This is a genomic window from Streptomyces sp. NPDC028907, from assembly GCF_055564995.1.
Map to the genome: position 1 here is coordinate 352,900 of NZ_JBVHVE010000005.1, position 16,267 is coordinate 369,166.

At 70.9% G+C, this 16,267-nt stretch carries 14 protein-coding genes; 10 read left to right on the forward strand and 4 right to left on the reverse strand.

Going from position 1 to position 16,267, the window contains the following annotated elements; all coding sequences use genetic code 11:
- Window positions 1–33: 33 nt before the first annotated feature.
- Complete coding sequence (locus ACZ4UU_RS17630; protein WP_468040758.1) at window positions 34–1,836, reverse strand: coagulation factor 5/8 type domain-containing protein; 1,803 nt, start codon at window positions 1,834–1,836, stop codon at window positions 34–36.
- Window positions 1,837–2,043: 207 nt separating this feature from the next.
- Between ACZ4UU_RS17630 and ACZ4UU_RS17635 the strand changes: the two genes are divergently transcribed.
- The 4 genes from ACZ4UU_RS17635 to ACZ4UU_RS17650 are packed head-to-tail and all read left to right on the forward strand — an operon-like array spanning window position 2,044 to window position 6,617.
- A complete protein-coding gene (locus tag ACZ4UU_RS17635; protein ID WP_468040760.1) occupies window positions 2,044–3,363 on the forward strand; it encodes an ABC transporter substrate-binding protein in 1,320 nt (439 codons plus the stop codon).
- A 5-nt stretch (window positions 3,364–3,368) separates the two neighbouring features.
- Window positions 3,369–4,358: a carbohydrate ABC transporter permease gene (locus ACZ4UU_RS17640; RefSeq protein WP_468040762.1), complete on the forward strand. Its 990-nt coding sequence runs from the start codon at window positions 3,369–3,371 to the stop codon at window positions 4,356–4,358.
- 7 nt (window positions 4,359–4,365) lie between these two features.
- Window positions 4,366–5,205 (forward strand): carbohydrate ABC transporter permease, encoded by an 840-nt coding sequence (locus ACZ4UU_RS17645; RefSeq protein WP_468041123.1) that lies wholly within the window; start codon window positions 4,366–4,368, stop codon window positions 5,203–5,205.
- 47 nt (window positions 5,206–5,252) lie between these two features.
- The gene (locus ACZ4UU_RS17650; protein ID WP_468040763.1) at window positions 5,253–6,617 is read left to right on the forward strand and encodes a GH1 family beta-glucosidase; all 1,365 of its coding nucleotides are present in this window, start codon (window positions 5,253–5,255) and stop codon (window positions 6,615–6,617) included.
- Window positions 6,618–6,620: 3 nt separating this feature from the next.
- On the opposite strand, the gene ACZ4UU_RS17655 is transcribed toward ACZ4UU_RS17650, so the two are convergent.
- Both ACZ4UU_RS17655 and ACZ4UU_RS17660 read right to left on the reverse strand, forming a co-directional pair.
- Window positions 6,621–7,013, reverse strand: a complete 393-nt coding sequence (locus tag ACZ4UU_RS17655; RefSeq protein WP_468040765.1) for an SCO5389 family protein — start codon at window positions 7,011–7,013, stop codon at window positions 6,621–6,623.
- Window positions 7,014–7,063: 50 nt separating this feature from the next.
- A complete protein-coding gene (locus ACZ4UU_RS17660) occupies window positions 7,064–8,011 on the reverse strand; it encodes an ATP-binding protein (protein ID WP_468040767.1) in 948 nt (315 codons plus the stop codon).
- A 170-nt stretch (window positions 8,012–8,181) separates the two neighbouring features.
- Between ACZ4UU_RS17660 and ACZ4UU_RS17665 the strand changes: the two genes are divergently transcribed.
- The 4 genes from ACZ4UU_RS17665 to ACZ4UU_RS17680 are packed head-to-tail and all read left to right on the forward strand — an operon-like array spanning window position 8,182 to window position 13,235.
- Window positions 8,182–8,718: a GNAT family N-acetyltransferase gene (locus tag ACZ4UU_RS17665; RefSeq protein WP_468040769.1), complete on the forward strand. Its 537-nt coding sequence runs from the start codon at window positions 8,182–8,184 to the stop codon at window positions 8,716–8,718.
- Window positions 8,719–8,721: 3 nt separating this feature from the next.
- The gene (locus ACZ4UU_RS17670) at window positions 8,722–10,215 is read left to right on the forward strand and encodes an ABC transporter substrate-binding protein (RefSeq protein WP_468040771.1); all 1,494 of its coding nucleotides are present in this window, start codon (window positions 8,722–8,724) and stop codon (window positions 10,213–10,215) included.
- 3 nt (window positions 10,216–10,218) lie between these two features.
- The gene (locus ACZ4UU_RS17675) at window positions 10,219–12,009 is read left to right on the forward strand and encodes an ABC transporter permease subunit (RefSeq protein WP_468040772.1); all 1,791 of its coding nucleotides are present in this window, start codon (window positions 10,219–10,221) and stop codon (window positions 12,007–12,009) included.
- A complete protein-coding gene (locus ACZ4UU_RS17680) occupies window positions 12,006–13,235 on the forward strand; it encodes an MDR family MFS transporter (RefSeq protein WP_468040773.1) in 1,230 nt (409 codons plus the stop codon). The genes ACZ4UU_RS17675 and ACZ4UU_RS17680 overlap by 4 nt, the downstream gene beginning before the upstream one ends.
- A 603-nt stretch (window positions 13,236–13,838) precedes the next feature.
- Here ACZ4UU_RS17680 and ACZ4UU_RS17685 read toward each other — a convergent pair.
- The gene (locus tag ACZ4UU_RS17685) at window positions 13,839–14,600 is read right to left on the reverse strand and encodes a CDP-alcohol phosphatidyltransferase family protein (protein ID WP_468040775.1); all 762 of its coding nucleotides are present in this window, start codon (window positions 14,598–14,600) and stop codon (window positions 13,839–13,841) included.
- Window positions 14,601–14,708: 108 nt separating this feature from the next.
- Between ACZ4UU_RS17685 and ACZ4UU_RS17690 the strand changes: the two genes are divergently transcribed.
- Entirely contained in the window at window positions 14,709–15,692 is a 984-nt protein-coding gene (locus ACZ4UU_RS17690) for a zinc-dependent alcohol dehydrogenase (protein ID WP_468040776.1), read from the forward strand.
- 151 nt (window positions 15,693–15,843) lie between these two features.
- The gene (locus tag ACZ4UU_RS17695) at window positions 15,844–16,242 is read left to right on the forward strand and encodes a 6-pyruvoyl trahydropterin synthase family protein (protein WP_234768421.1); all 399 of its coding nucleotides are present in this window, start codon (window positions 15,844–15,846) and stop codon (window positions 16,240–16,242) included.
- The last annotated feature ends 25 nt before the right edge of the window (window positions 16,243–16,267 follow it).

The following is a 16,267-nucleotide window of genomic DNA, read 5'->3' on the forward strand; positions in this document are numbered from 1 at the left end:
ACCGCCCTCGCGGTGTTGCCCGTGCCGTTGCGCTCAGGGATACGCCACCACGGTCGACGGCACCGTGGACGTCCCCGAAGTCGGCGCCCCGGCGTCGTTGATGACGCACTCGTACTGCCCGTTGCCGCCCAGCGAGACGACGAGCAGGTTGTGGAAGCGCACCCCGGGCCGCACGGGGGCGGCGAAGCCGTGGTGCTGCACGATAGACGGGTCGACGTTGTAGTAGCAGTAACTGCCCAGGCCCCAGCCTTCGTGCGAGGTCACGGTGTCCGAGACCTTGTAGGCGGCGTAACCCTTGATCGCCCCGTTCTGGACGGCGGCCTGGTCCGGGGCGTCGTACGCCTTCTCGTTCTGGAAGAAGATCGTGCGGCCGCGCTGGCCGAACCACTGGACGTCGTACTTGTTGAAGTGCTCCACGAACAGGCCGGTCGCCAGCACGTCGTCGCCGTTGACCACGACGCCGTAGTCGGCCCGGTTGGTCTCCCAGCCGACCCCTTCGCCGTGGTCGGCCCGCCACACCCAGGTGTGGTCGACGATGGTGTGTCTGCTGTTGATCACCATGCTGGTCGTGGCCTTGCCGGCGCCCGCGCCGCCGATGCGGACGAACACGTCCTGGACCGTGATCGGGTTGGCCGAGTGGTCCCTGGAAGCCCCGTGGGGCCCGATCTCCAGCAGGGTCGGGGAGTTGACCGGCCCGGCGTCGACCAGGAACCCGGCGAGCCGGACCCCGTCGACGTCGGCGACCTGGACGGCCGTGGCGCCGCCGTCCGGGATCAGGGTGGCGTAGCCGAGGCCCAGGACCACGGTGTTCGGGCGGTCGATCCGGATCGGCCGGTCGAGGTGGTAGATCCCCGGGGTGAGCAGGAGGTGCAGTCCCTGCGCCAGTGCCTGGTTGAGCGTGGCCGCCGGGACGCCGGGCCGGGCGACGTAGAACCGCGTCAGCGGCAGCGAGGTGCCTCTCGGGGTGCCGTTGCCCCAGGTCACACCGCGGGCGTTCGTCCGCTTCTCCGGCAGGAAGACCCGGAAGTCGCCGCCCTCGACGTACAGGAACGGCTTCTCCCGGGAGACCGGCGTCGTGTCGAGCGTGGTGTACGGGGGGTTCGGGAAGCTCTGTGCCGGGGCGCCCTCGACACCGGAGAACACCATGTTCCACACACCGTTGAGCCAGCTGCCGATCGCGCTGTCGCGGGTGTACCACTGCTGCTGTGAGTACGGTCCGACCTGGCCGTCGATGCGGCTGTCCGCGATGTAGCCGCCGCTCGCCCAGCCGTATCCGGTGGGGGAGAGATTGAGGCCGCCGCGGACATGCATCCGGCGGAAGGGGGCCGCCTGTGCGACCGCCCAGCGGTTGGTGCCGTTCGCGGGGACGAGGGCCAGGTTCTCGGCCGAACGCCAGAAGTTCTGCGTGGCGTTGCCGTTGAACCAGCCGGCGTCGACCGTGACGTCGCCGTTGATGGTGGTGTCGTCGGGGGACAGGCCGAGGCCCGCGACGGAGGTGTAGAAGCCGAGCTGGGCGTTGAGGCCGTGGTAGGTGCCGGGCCTGAACAGCAGCGCGTAGCGTCCGGTGCCGAACTGCGCCGCCTCCTGCCGCCGGAACACCTCGTCGAGGCGGGCCTGGATGCCGGGCGTGGAAGGGTCGAAGACGAGGACGTTCGGGCCGAGGTCGCCGCCGCCGGGGAGGGCACGAGGCTTCTTGCGGGCCGACGGCGCGGCCGACGGTGCGGCGGAGGCCCCAGCGGCCCCGCCGAGCACGACGGGTGTGGCCGCCGCGGCCGCGCCGAGCAGCGTGCGGCGACCGATCGAGGGCGGCCGGGAGTGCGGGGAGGAATCAGACATGGGGCGGCTCTCCTGGTTCAGGAAGTGAACGTGGTGAGGTCTGGGAGCGCTCTCTCGCCGGTGAATGGTTCAACCGCGAAACGAAAGAGTCAAGAGGTTCGACCAGAGTCCGGCGAGTGCGTCAAAAGCCTTGACGCGGGCTCGCCCCAAGGCTTAACTCACGCTCTAAATTAAGCAGCAGTACTCCCGGAAGGGACACCTGGAGCCATGCGCACAACGCGAGCCGCGGCCATAGCCGCCGTCACCATGTCTCTCGTCGTGACCGCCTCGGCCTGCGGAGGCGGTTCGTCGACCGACGGCGGCGGGTCCAACGACTCGCCGAAGACCCTCACGTACTGGGCCTCCAACCAGGGCGCGAGCATCGAGGTCGACAAGAAGGTCCTCCAGCCCGAACTCGACAAGTTCGAGAAGCAGACCGGCATCGAGGTGAAGCTGGAGGTGGTCCCCTGGTCGGACCTGCTCAACCGGATCCTGACCGCGACCACCTCCGGCCAGGGCCCCGACGTCCTCAACATCGGCAACACGTGGAGCGCCAGCCTCCAGGCCACCGGGGCACTGCTGCCCTGGGACGACAAGCACCTCGCCGCGATCGGCGGCAAGGACCGGTTCGTCGACTCCGCGCTCGGCTCGACCGGTGCCGAGGGCCAGGACCCGGCCGCGGTGCCGCTGTACTCGATGGCGTACGCGCTCTACTACAACAAGAAGATGTTCGCCGACGCGGGCATCTCCAAGCCGCCGGCCACCTGGGAGGAGTTCACGGCCGCAGGCAAGAAGCTCGCCAAGGGCGGCAAGTGGGGCATCGGCGTCGAGGGCTCGAACCCCTCGGAGAACATCCACCACGCCGTCGTCTTCGCCAAGCAGCACGGCGCCGACTTCTTCACGGCCGACGGCAAGCCCGACTTCACCTCCGACCAGGCCGTCGCGGGCGTCAAGCAGTTCGTCGACCTGATGGCCAAGGACAAGATCATCGCGCCGGGCAACGCCGAGTACGCCCAGAACCAGTCCGTCAGCGACTTCGCCAAGGGCAAGACAGCGATGCTGCTGTGGCAGTCCGCCTCCGCCAACCTGAGGTCGCAGGGCATGAGCGAGGACGCCTACGGAGTCGCCCCCGTGCCCGTCCAGTCCGGCACACCCGGCTCCGGCACCGGCGTCAACTCCATGGTGATGGGCATCAACCTGGCCGTCTTCAAGAACACCGACAACATCGACGGCGCGACGAAGTTCGTGAAGTTCATGACGAGCGACGAGGAACAGAAAATCCTCAACACCGCCTACAGCTCCATCCCGCCGGTCAAGGGGGCGCAGTCGGACGCGGCCTTCAACACCCCGGCGAACGCGGTCCTCAAGGACACCCTCGCGAAGAGCGCCGTGGCGGCACCGCAGGTCGCCGACGAGTCCCAGTTCGAGACGGCGGTCGGTACGGCCGTCAAGGAACTGTGGGCCGACGCCGCCGCCGGACGCCCGGTGACCGAGGCGTCGGTGAAGGCGGCCCTGGAGAAGGCTCAGCAGCAGATGCCGACGAAGTGAGCACGATGACGACCACGGTCCCCACCGAGGCGGCCGTGCGTCGGAGTTCCCCCGGGACGGCGGACGGCCCCCGCCGCCGTCCCGGGCGGATCCGCCGCATCGGGCTGCCGTACCTGCTCCTCCTGCCCGCCCTGCTCCTCGAACTCCTGGTCCACCTGGTGCCGATGGTCATCGGCATCTTCATGAGCTTCAAGGAACTCACGCAGTTCTACATCCGGGACTGGACCACGGCCCCCTGGAACGGCGTCGACAACTATCGGATGTCGGTGGACTTCAACGCCCCCGTCGGCGAGGCGCTGCTCCACTCGTTCCTGGTCACCGTCGCCTTCACGCTGCTCTCGGTCGGCCTGTGCTGGCTCATCGGCACGGCCGCCGCGATCTACATGCAGGACACCTTCCGCGGCCGGGGCCTGCTGCGGGCCCTGTTCCTCGTCCCGTACGCGCTGCCGGTCTACACGGCCGTCATCACCTGGGTCTTCATGTTCCAGCACGACAACGGCCTGGTGAACCACGTCCTGCACGACCAGCTCGGCCTCACCGACAAGCCTTCCTTCTGGCTGATCGGCGACAACAGCTTCATCGCCCTGCTCACGGTGTCGGTGTGGAAGGGCTGGCCGTTCGCCTTCCTCATCGTCATGGCCGGCCTGCAGAACATCCCGAAGGAGCTGTACGAGGCGGCGGCCCTGGACGGCGCGGGCCTGTGGCAGCAACTGCGCCGCATCACGCTCCCGTCGCTGCGTCCGGTGAACCAGGTCCTGGTCCTGGTGCTGTTCCTGTGGACCTTCAACGACTTCAACACGCCGTACGTCCTGTTCGGCAAGACCGCCCCGGCCGCCGCCGACCTCATCTCCGTCCACATCTACCAGGCCAGCTTCGTCACCTGGAACTTCGGCACGGGCTCGGCGATGTCCGTACTCCTGCTGCTGTTCCTGCTCCTGGTGACCGGCGGGTACCTCTGGCTCACCTCGCGCGGACGGAGGACGGCCGATGTCTAGCTCCCCGATGGCACCGCCCAGGTCCTTCCGCTGGTCCCGGCGGATCTTCCTGACCCTGCTCACCGGCTTCGTCCTGGTCCCCGTCTACGTCATGGTCTCCAGTTCGCTGAAGCCGCTCGCGGACGTCACGGGCAAGTTCCGCTGGCTGCCCAGCGAGCTGACCATCCGCCCGTACATCGACATCTGGTCGACGGTGCCGCTCGCGAAGTACTTCGTGAACTCGCTGATCGTGGCGGGCGCGGCGACGGTCTGCTCGGTGGTGATCGCGGTCTTCGCGGCGTACGCGGTCAGCCGCTACGACTTCCGCGGGAAGCGGGTCTTCACGGTCACCGTGCTGTCCACACAGATGTTCCCCGGCATCCTCTTCCTCCTCCCGCTGTTCCTCCTCTACGTCAACATCGGCAACGCCACCGGCATCGCCCTGTTCGGCTCCCGCGGCGGCCTGATCCTGACGTATCTGACCTTCTCCCTCCCCTTCTCGATCTGGATGCTGATCGGGTACTTCGACTCGGTGCCGCGCGATCTGGACGAGGCGGCGCTGGTGGACGGCTGCGGACCCCTCGGGGCGCTCTTCCGCGTGGTCGTGCCGGCGGCCATCCCCGGCATCGTCGCCGTCGCGGTCTACGCCTTCATGACGGCCTGGGGAGAAGTGCTGTTCGCGTCCGTCATGACCAACGACACCACCCGCACCCTCGCCGTCGGCCTCCAGGGCTACTCCACGCTCAACGACGTGTACTGGAACCAGATCATGGCCGCGTCGCTGGTCGTCAGCGTGCCGGTGGTCGCCGGTTTCCTCCTGCTCCAGCGCTATCTGGTCGCGGGCCTGACGGCGGGCGCCGTCAAGTGACCAGCCGTCCTCGACGGAACAACACCCCCCATTCCGAAGGGATCTCCGTGTCCGACCGCATCGACCTCGCCGCACTCCCGCACGACTTCCTGTGGGGCACGGCCACATCGGCGTACCAGATCGAGGGAGCCGTGGCGGAGGACGGCCGTTCCCCGTCGATCTGGGACACCTTCTCGCACACACCCGGCAGGATCGCGGGCGACGACCACGGTGACGTCGCCTGCGACCACTACCACCGCTGGCGCGAGGACATCGCACTGATGCGTCGACTGGCCACGAACGCCTACCGGTTGTCGATCGCGTGGCCGCGCGTCGTGCCGGGCGGCGACGGCCGGATCAACGAGAAGGGCCTGGCGTTCTACGACGAGCTGGTCGACGGCCTGCTGGCGGCCGGCATCACCCCGTCCGTCACCCTCTACCACTGGGACCTGCCGCAGGCGCTCCAGGACCGCGGCGGCTGGCCCGAGCGGGAGACAGCCGAGCACTTCGCCGCGTACGCGGCCGTCGTCGCCGAACGACTCGGCGACCGCGTCACCCACTGGGCCACCCTCAACGAACCCCTGTGCTCGGCGTGGATCGGCCACCTGGAAGGCAAGATGGCCCCCGGTCTCACCGACCTGACGGCCGCAGTCCGGGCCTCCTACCATCTCCTCCTCGGCCACGGCCTGGCCACCCAGGCGATCCGCGCCGCCGCTCCCGGGGCCGAGGTCGGCATCGTCAACAACCTCTCCACCGTCCACGCCGCCACCGACCGATCCGAGGACGAGGCAGCGGCCCGCCGCATGGACGGCCACACCAACCGCTGGTGGCTCGACCCGATCCACGGCCGCGGCTTCCCGACGGACATGCGGGAGGTGTACGGCGTCGAACTACCGGAGCGTGCGGGCGACTTGAACACCATCGCCGCCCCCCTGGACTGGCTCGGCCTCAACTACTACTTTCCGGCGACCGTCACCGACGACCCCACGGGACCGGCCCCGCGCGCCCGCCAGGTCCGCCGCGCCGGCGTCCCGCGCACCGGCATGGACTGGGAGATCGACGCGAGCGGCATCGAGACGCTCCTGCTCCGCCTCACCCACGACTACGGCGCCCGTCGCCTCTACGTCACCGAGAACGGCTCCGCCTACCCGGACGTCGTACGCCCCGACGGAACCGTCGACGACCCAGAGCGCCAGGAGTACCTGATCCAGCACCTCGCGGCCTGCGCTTCCGCGGCCCGCAAGGGGGCTCCGCTGGCGGGGTACTTCGCGTGGTCGTTGCTGGACAACTTCGAATGGGCGTACGGCTACGCCAAGCGGTTCGGCCTCGTCCACGTCGACTACGGGACACAGGTCCGCACCATCAAGGGGTCCGGGTACCGGTATGCGGAGGTCATCCGCGCGCACGGGGCATGGGCCGAGCGCGCGGCCTGACGGTCAGCAGTCCCGGAACTCCGGCGACTGGTTCAGCACCTGCGACCGCACCGACGTGAACCGCGTATACGTCTCCCCGTCCCGTGCCTCCGGCCGGAACGCCGCCACCCGGTGGCAGTTCTGGAAGGCGAGCGTCACGCCGAAGTGCCGTTCCAGGCTGCCGCGGATCGCGTCGCTCGCGAGGGCGCGCAGGAGTTGGCCGCGTTCCTTCTCGGACGGGGGAGGGGTCTGGTTGTCCGTGAAGTCGGCCGTTCCCTCGCGGAGTTCGATCGCGAGGGAGGCGATCAGGTCGTAGGCGTACGGCAGCGAGGTGCGGACGGTGTCCACGAAGTCCTCCTCGCGGATGTCACCGTGTTCGGCTTCGGCGAGGAGCTTCGGGGAGACGTCGAGGGACATGGGTGTGCGTTCCTGTTCGTGAAGTGGTGCGAGGAGTTGTGGTGGAGGCGTCAGGCCAGGGCCGGCGGGCCCGGCACGAAGTCCGGGTCGACCTGGGCGGCCAGGTCACCGCCCGTCCGGTCGTCCGCCCACGCGCGGGCGTTGCGCAGATGGAACTCGACGGCGTGGCCGTGCGTCGTGGCCCAGTCCTTCGGCAGTGCGTCGACCGTCTCGCGCAGGATGTTCAGGGCGTGGACGTTCTGGTACTCCAACTCGCCCTGCTCCCGGCCCTGTTCGGCCGCGCGGACCCAGGAGGAGTGGACCAGGTGGGTGAGGAGGTCGTCGCCGACCTCCTCCTTGAGGAAGAGCAGGTCGTCCTCGCCGGTCACCTTGTTGCCGATGACCGCGATGCGGATGCCGAACTCGCGGGCGTGGTCGCGGTACTGGCGGTAGACCGAGACGCCCTTGCGGGTGGGTTCCGCCACGAGGAACGTCATGTCGAAGCGGGTGAACAGGCCCGAGGCGAAGGCGTCGGCGCCGGCCGTCATGTCGACCACGACGTACTCGCCGGGGCCGTCGACCAGGTGGCCGAGGTAGAGCTCGACCCCGCCGAGCTTGGAGTGGTAGCAGGCCACTCCGAGGTCGCTCTCGTCGAACTCGCCTGTGACCATCAGCGGTACGTCGCCGACGCGCCGGACGTGCCGGGCGTGCAGTTCGTCGTCGCCGAGCAGGGTCAGCAGACGGGAGCCGCGGCCGGGCGGAGTCGTCTTGATCATGGCGTCGGCGGAGGGGATGCGCGGGTTGCTGCCGCGCAGGTACTCCTTGATGTCCCGCAGGTGGGCGCCGAGGGGCGGGGCGTCCAGGGAGTCGCCGTCGTGGCCCAGTGCCTCGGCGAGGTGCTGGTTGATGTCGCCGTCGATGGCCAGCACGGGCGCGCCGGAGCGGGCCAGGTGGCGGGTGAAGAGCGCCGACAGGGTGGTCTTGCCGCTGCCGCCCTTGCCGACGAACGCGATGCGCATCAGCGGCACCCCGCCTTCGCCGCCAGGGTACCCTTTTTGAAAATGGATGTCATGTGGCAAGGTTGGCGTTGATCTTCGAGCACTGTCAAATCGCGTGAGACGTAAGGGTGTTGTCCGGGTGGGCGGGGTGGGCGGAAAGGCCTTTCGCCCTTGATGCATATGATGTGCAAGTGCACGACTACAGCATCAGGGCGGCGAGCCCGGACGACCTCGACGGTGCGCGAGCCCTGATGCTCGACACCGTCTACCACGACTTCGGCACCGGCTATGTGCCGCGCTGGCACGCGGACATCATCGACCCGGCCGCCGCCTATCTCGCCTCGCCGCGCCACACCCTCCTCGTCGCCGTCGACCCGCACGGCAACGGTGTCGTCGCCACCGCCGCCCTCGACTCCCGCGGCCCGGCCCACCCGCCGAACCCGCGCGACCTCGCCGAGCGCTACCCCTCCGGCGACACCGCGCAACTGCGCCGCGTCTACGTCCGGGCCCAGCACCGCAGGCGCGGCCTCGCCGGGCGGATGGTCGACGAGCTGCTCGCCTTCGCGGCGGCGGACGGCGGCTACCGGGCCGTCTATCTGCACACCGACCCGAATGTGCCCGGCGCCGAGGCCTTCTGGCGCTCGCGCGGCAAGGTCGTGCTGGACGAGCGCGTGGACCCCGACGGCGCCTTCGGTGTCGTCCACTTCGAGATACCGATGGAGCGATAGCCCGTGCGACGCCGACTCCGCCCGCTCCTCGCCCTCGTGCTGGCCCCGGTCCTCGCCGGCTGCTTCGCCTCGGGCGGCGGGACCGACTCCGCCGACAGCGCCGACGGCGGCTCCCGCCTCCGCGTCGCCCTCGCCTTCCCGCCGGCCGAGAACCTCTCGCCGTACGGCGCCGACTCCACCATCCTCAGCCGCCTCGGCGTCACCGAGGGCCTGACCGCGCTGGACGCCAACGGTGCCGCGGTTCCCGCCCTCGCCGCCTCCTGGCGCCAGGAGAACGACCGCACCTGGCTCTTCAGCCTGCGTGAGGCCACGTTCCAGGACGGCTCCACCGTCACCCCGGCCGCCGTCGCCACCGCGCTCACCCACGCCGCACAGGCCAAGCCGGCCCCCGCCGCCCTCGCCGGAGTCACGTTCACCGCGAAGGCCGACGGCAGCACCGGCGTACGGATCACCACGAAGACCCCCGACCCCGTGCTCCCGCTGCGTCTGTCCAGCCCGTCCCTCGCCATCCTCTCCGGCAAGGCGTACGGCACGCAGGACAAGGTCGACCCCGTCGGCACCGCCACCGGACCCTTCGAGCTCACCAAGGTCCTCGGCTCCACGGCCGTCACCCTCGACCGCTACGACGACTACTGGGGCGGCCGCGCCCAGGCCCCCGGCATCGACGTCAAGTTCGTCGCCGACGGCACCGCGCGCGCCAACGCCCTGCGCACCGACCAGGTCGACCTCGCCGAGGCGATCCCCGTCGCCCAGGCCGCCACCCTCGACAAGGACACGGTCGAGGCGACCGCCACGACCCGCACCACGAGCCTGCTCCTCAACACCGAGAAGGGCGCCTTCAAGGACGCCGCGCTACGGGCCGCCGCCCGCGAGGCCGTCGACACCTCCACGCTCGCCAAGGGCGTCTACGAGGGATACGCCGACCCCGGCGCCGGCATCTACGGCCCCGCCGTCACCTGGGCCGCCGGCAAGCGGACCGAGCCGGCCGGACGCGCGAAGGCCGGCCGGCCCGACGGGACGCGCATCACGCTCGCCACGTACGACAACCGGCCCGAACTGCCCGAGGTCGCCCAGGTGCTGAAGCAGCAGCTGGAGAAGGCGGGGTTCGAGGTCACGCTGGAGGTACGCGAGTACGCGCGGCTGGAGAGCGACGCGCTGGACGGCAAGTTCGACGCGTTCGTCGGCGCCCGCAACAGCCTGGTCGACACCGGCGACCCCGTCGGCGTCCTCGCCGGCGACTACACCTGCGACGGCAGCTACAACCTGGCCCTGCTCTGCGACAAGAACGTCGACCGGGCCGTGGCCAAGGCCGCGGACATCGCCGACACCGCCGAGCGACAGGACGCGGTGATGGCGGCCGAGGCCGAGATCCTCGGCACCGACGCCGTCGTACCGCTCGTCCACCAGCGCATCATCACCGGTGTGGGCGGCTCCGTCCGCGGCGCGCTCCTCGACCCGTACGAGCGCACCCTCGTCGGCATCGGCACCCGGCGCTGACCCGTGCGACGCCAGGCAGTCACGCTCCTGTGGCGTGCGGGGATCGCGGCCGCCCTGGTGTGCGCCATCGGCGTACTGCCCTGGCTCACGCACACCGACCCGGCGCTCACCGTGCTCAAGGCCCGCTCGGCGGACCGCGACCCCACGCCCGAGGTGCTGGCGGACATCCGCGCCCAACTCGGCCTGGACCAGGGCCCGTTCCAGCTCCTCGGTGACTGGCTGGGCGGGCTGTGGCACGGGGACGCCGGCCGGTCCTGGATCTCCGGCAACGAGGTCACGCCCGCCGTCCTCCAGGCCCTCGGCGTCTCCCTGCTGCTGATGGCGGTGGCCCTCGCGGTCGCCGCCCTCACCGCCGCACTGATCTGCGCTCGCACCCTGTGGCTGGGCGCCCACCGCCGACTCGACGGACGGCGCGCGGGAGGCAGCGGCTCCGCGGTCCTCGCCGCACTCCCCGAGTTCCTCACCGCGTCCGTACTCGCCACCGTCGTGGGGGTCCAACTCGGCTGGCTTCCGGCCCTCGGCTGGTACGGCCCCCAGTGGACGATTCTCCCCGCACTGGCCCTCGGCCTGCCCGCCGGCGCCGTGCTGGGCCGGCTCCTCGACGACCTGCTGCCCGGTGCCTTCGCCGAGCCCTGGGCCCTGGCCGCCACGGCGCGCGGACTTCCGGGTCGCAGCGTGGCCCGCCAGGCCCTGCGCCGCTGTCTGCCAGGACTCCTCCCCAACACCGGCCTGTTCGTCGTAGGCCTGACGGGCGGATCGGTCACCGTCGAGCAGATCTTCGACATCCCCGGCCTCGGCCGCACCACCCTCCAGGCCGCCCTCGCCCAGGACCTGCCCGTCCTCCAGGGCGGCACCCTGGCCCTGATCCTGCTCGCCGCGGTCGCCGCCGGACTGGCCCACACCCTCGCCCATCTGCTGATCGGCCCGGCCCTGCGCGACGGCGCACTGCCGTCCCTGCACCGCCCGACACCGCCCGCCCGCACCGTCCTGCCGTTCGTCCACGCGGGCCTGCTCCTCACCGTCATCGCCCTCGGCCTGCCCCGCGACCCACTGGCCCTCGACACCACCGAACGCCTGGCCGCGCCCTCCCCGTCCCACCCGTTCGGCACCGACGCCCTCGGCAGGGACGTCCTCGCCCGCATCGCCCACGGGGCCCTCGACACCCTGCTGCTCGCCCTCGCGATCACCGCCGCCACCCTGCTCACCGGCTTGGCGCTCGGCCTGCTGCCCCGGCTGTCCGGCCCGCTCGTCGACACCGCCACCGCGCTGCCGCCGGTCCTCGTCGCCCTGCTGGTCACCGCGGTCGTCGGCAGCGGAACCGCCACCCCCGCCCTCGCCGTGGCCGCCGTGGCCTGGGCCCCGCTCGCCGCCCACACCTCCGCACTGCTCCGACAGGAACGCGCCGCCCTCCACCTCACAGCCACCCGAGCGCTGGGCGCGGGTCCCTGGTACCTCCTACGCCACGAACTCCTCCCCGCTGTCGTCCCACCCGTCACCCGACACGCCCTGCTCCGCCTCCCCGGCATCGCCCTCGCCCTCGCCTCCCTCGCCTTCCTGGGCCTCGGCGCCCAGCCACCCTCGCCGGAATGGGGCCTGCTCCTCGCCGAGAACCAGCCCTACGCCGAGCGCGCCCCCTGGGCGGTCCTCGCCCCGGCCGCCGTACTCGCTCTGCTGGGCGCGCTGGCGGTGACGACGGCCGGAGGCGTAGGGCGCCGACGACGGTCCGATGCCACCGAAACCGCGCCACCGTCCCAAACCCGCCCACCGGCCAGGGAGCTGGTGAGAACCGGATGACCTCCCTCGTGACACGCGGCCTGCGTCGCAAGGCGCCGCACCACCGCCCCCTGTCTCCTCTCCTCCGCCTCCTCATCCTCACCCAACTCGCCTTCAACATCGGCTTCTTCACCGTCCTGCCCTTCCTCTCCGAACACCTCGGACAGGCCGTCGGCATGGCAGGCTGGATGGTCGGGTTCGTGCTGGGGCTGCGGACCTTCAGCCAACAAGGCCTGTTCGTGGTGGGCGGGGCGCTGGCCGACCGGTACGGCATCCGGCCCGTCGTCCTCACGGGCTGCGTCCTGCGGATCGCTGGGTTCGCATGGCTCGGGTACGCACGCGAGACCTGGGCGGTCATAGGTGCGGTGCTGCTGATCGGGTTCGCCGCAGCGCTGTTCTCACCGGCCGTGGAGTCCGAGGTGGCCCGGCAGGCGGTGCTCTGGGAGGAGTCGGGGGCCGGTTCCCGCACCCGCGTTCTCGCGCTGCTCACCGTGGCCGGACAGGCGGGCGCGTTCGTCGGACCGCTGCTCGGCGCACTCCTGCTCTCGGTGGACTTCCGCACGGTCTGCCTCGCCGGCGCCGGCGTCTTCGTCCTCGTCCTCGCCGGGCACGCGTGGCTGCTGCCGCAGCGCATACCCGGGCGGGGCGGCGTGAGGTTCCGCGGCGGTATGGGGAATCTGCTGCGCAACCGCCGCTTCCTCGCCCTGTGCTGCGCGTACGGTGCCTACCTCCTGGCCTACAACCAGCTCTACCTCGCCCTCCCCGACGAGGTCGAGCGTGCCACCGGGTCCCAGGCTGCCCTGGCCTGGCTGTTCGCCCTGTCCTCGCTGCTGGTGGTGACCGCCCAGCTGCCCGTCACCCGGTGGGTGGGGGAGCGGCTCACTCTGCGCCGGTCCATGGTGGCCGGGCTGGTGCTGATCGCGGCGGGCTTCACCGTCGTGGCCGCTGCCCGGCCCGCCGGCTGGACGGGCCCGGCAGGTCTGTTGCCCGCGGCCGGCTTCGTCGTCCTGCTCACCCTCGGCCAGATGCTCGTCGCCCCGGTCGCCCGGGCGTGGGTCGCCGACCTGGCCGAGGAGGGGCGAGTCGGTCTCTACACCGGCGCGTTGTCCTCGGTCTCCGGTCTCATCGTCCTCATCGGCAGCTCGGCGACCGGCACGCTGCTCGACCCCGGCCTGCCGGCGGTTGTCCCCTGGCTGGTGCTGGCGGTTGTGCCGGTGGCTGCGATCGGGTTGCTGCCGCGCCGATGAGCCAGCCCACACCAGGTCTCCTCCTGACCGTTCCTCGCCCCCGCCGCCCCTACCCGTCCCATCCCAGGGGCTCCGCCCCTTCGACCCCGCCAGGGGGCTGTGCCCCCCGGACCCCCTCTATCGGCCCTCCGGGCCTCGTCCTCAAACGCCGGACGGGCTGAGAGTGTCTGGGCCTTTGTGGGTGGGTGGGGGCTTGGGGTGGCGGGGCGTGTCCTCGGGCGCGGGGCGGGTTGAGAGTGTCTGGGCCTTTGTGGGTGGGTGGGGGCTTGGGGTGGCGGGGTCTGTCCTCGGATGCGGGGCGGGTTGAGAGTGTCTGGGCCGGCGCCAAGAGTGGGCCGTGAGGCCGAGGCCCTCTGTGGGGCCTCGCGGCCGGACGGCGTACCCCCGCGAACCCGCGGTCGCCGACGGGGCGAAGGGGACGTGTCGGGGGTGTCCGCCCGCAGAGTCCGGTGTCAAGAGACAGGGTCTCTCGCGCAAGTCCGAGCACCGGACCGAAGACGGACACCCCCCCCGGCGCGGCCCCGACCCACCAACCCACCGAACCGCGCTAGGCGAACCCCCACCAGACAGCCACGGGCCGCCGCAGGCATCTCACCGCAAGCCTCAGGACGCCACCAGCTCCCGAACCTCCGTCACGCGCGCCCCCCGCCGCGTACGCGACGTGCGGTACAGCCACAGCACATCCCGGCCGAACGACCAGATCAGCGCCGCCAGAGCCGTAGCGGTGACCGCGAACGTCGCCGCGTACGGGAAGAAGCCGGACGCGGCCAGCAGCAGGAACACGCCCTGCATCGCGGCGACGGTCTTGCGGGCCGTGCTCGGCGGGAGCGGGGCGTTGAGCCAGGGCCACACGCGGGCGGCGGCGACGAAGGCGTAGCGCATGGCGCCGATCAGGAGGACCCAGGGACCCAGCGACATCGAGACGTACACGCTCAGCACCAGGATCAGGAACGCGTCGACCTCCATGTCGAAACGCGCGCCCAACGCCGTGGACGTACCCGTGTGCCGGGCCACCTTGCCGTCCACGCCGTCGAGGATCAGAGCGACCGCCGTCAGGCCGACGAACAACGTCACCGGCGGCGAGCTCTCGAAGGAGTCCGCGACCAGTGCGGTCACGCCGCCCACCAGCGTCGCGCGACCGAGGGTGACCCGGTTCGCCGGACCGAAGGAGCGGAGCCCGGACCGGTGCAGCGCCAGCGAGAGCATCGCCCATGTGGCGATGGCGAAGACGAGGCCGGTCAACCAGCCCGCCGGCCCCATGCCGATCGCCGAACCGAGCAGGGCCAGCAACAGGATCTGCACGCCCGCTCCCACAGCGGTCTCCTGCTGGACCAGCCTTGCTTCGTACGTGTTGTTCAGGGCCACCGCACATTCCTCCGGCCAGATGACAGAGTCGATCAAGGCCGCGTACTGTGCGCGACCTGTGCACACCTCGGTACGTGAACAGCTTCCCGATCGTTCAGGAGGATTCCGATGAACCGCACCGCACGTGCGTTCTGGCTCAGCTCTCCGGGTGAAGGAGAGATCCGGGAGGTCACCCTGCCGGAACGGGGCGAGGACGACGTCCTGGTGCGGTCGCTGTACTCCGGAGTCAGCAGGGGCACGGAGACGCTGGTGTTCCGCGGCGGCGTCCCCGAGAGCCAGCACGCGGCCATGCGGGCACCGTTCCAGGAGGGCGAGTTCCCCGCCCCGGTGAAGTACGGGTACCTGAGCGTCGGGGTGGTCGAGGAGGGCCCCACGGGACTCCTCGGCCGTACCGTCTTCTGCCTCTACCCGCACCAGACCCGCTACGTCGTCCCCGCGAGCGCCGTCACCGTCGTACCGGACACCGTGCCCGCCGAACGGGCCTTCCTCGCCGGCACCGTCGAGACCGCCGTCAACGCCCTCTGGGACGCCGCGCCCCTGGTCGGCGACCGGATCGCCGTGGTCGGCGGCGGCATGGTCGGCTGCTCGGTGGCCGCGTTGCTGGCCCGCTTCCCGGGCGTACGGCTCCAGTTGGCCGACGCCGACCCCGGCAGGGCCGACGTCGCCAAGGCACTCGGCGTCGCCTTCGCCTCGCCCGAGGAGGCGCTCGGCGAGTGCGACCTGGTCGTCCACGCCAGCGCCACCGAGCAGGGCCTCGCACGGTCCCTCGAACTGCTCAGGGCAGAGGGCACGGTCCTCGAACTCAGCTGGTACGGCGACCGGCGCGTCGGCCTGCCCCTCGGCGAGGCCTTCCACTCCCGGCGCCTGAACATCCGCAGCAGCCAGGTAGGCACCGTCTCCCCGGCCCGCGGCGGCAGCCGCACGTACGCCGACCGGCTCGCCCTGGCCCTCGATCTGCTCGCCGACCCCGCGCTGGACGCGCTCGTCACCGGGGAGAGCGCCTTCGAGGAGCTGCCCGGGGTGATGCCGAAGCTCGCCTCCGGGGAGATCCCGGCGCTCTGCCACCGCGTCAGGTACGCGGACACGCCCTGACGGACTCGTTCAATTGGGGACGAGCAAGAGCGCCTGACCTGAGAAAAGAGTGAGAGACGGCTGAACACGGGGAAGCGAAGAGCCGTACTACACGGCATCCCCGGCAGCGATGAGCCGGGGACTAGGCGTACCGCACCTGGAGGGTCGTCCGTTGTTCAGCATCACCGTCCGCGATCACATCATGATCGCCCACAGCTTCCGCGGCGACGTCTTCGGCCCCGCGCAGCGACTGCATGGAGCGACGTTCCTGGTGGACGCCACGTTCCGGCGCGAACAGCTGGACGACGACAACATCGTCGTCGACATCGGTCTGGCCACCCGGGAACTCGGCGCCGTCGTCGGTGAGCTGAACTACCGGAACCTCGACAACGAGCCCGACTTCGCCGGCGTCAACACCTCCACCGAGTTCCTGGCCAAGGTCATCGCGGACCGGCTCGCCGAGCGCATCGAGAAGGGCGCGCTGGGCGAGGGCGCCAAGGGCCTCGCGGGTCTCACCGTCACGCTGCACGAGTCGCACGTCGCGTGGGCGAGTTACGAGCGTGCCCTGTGACCGACGCGACCCTGGAGAAGAGGGC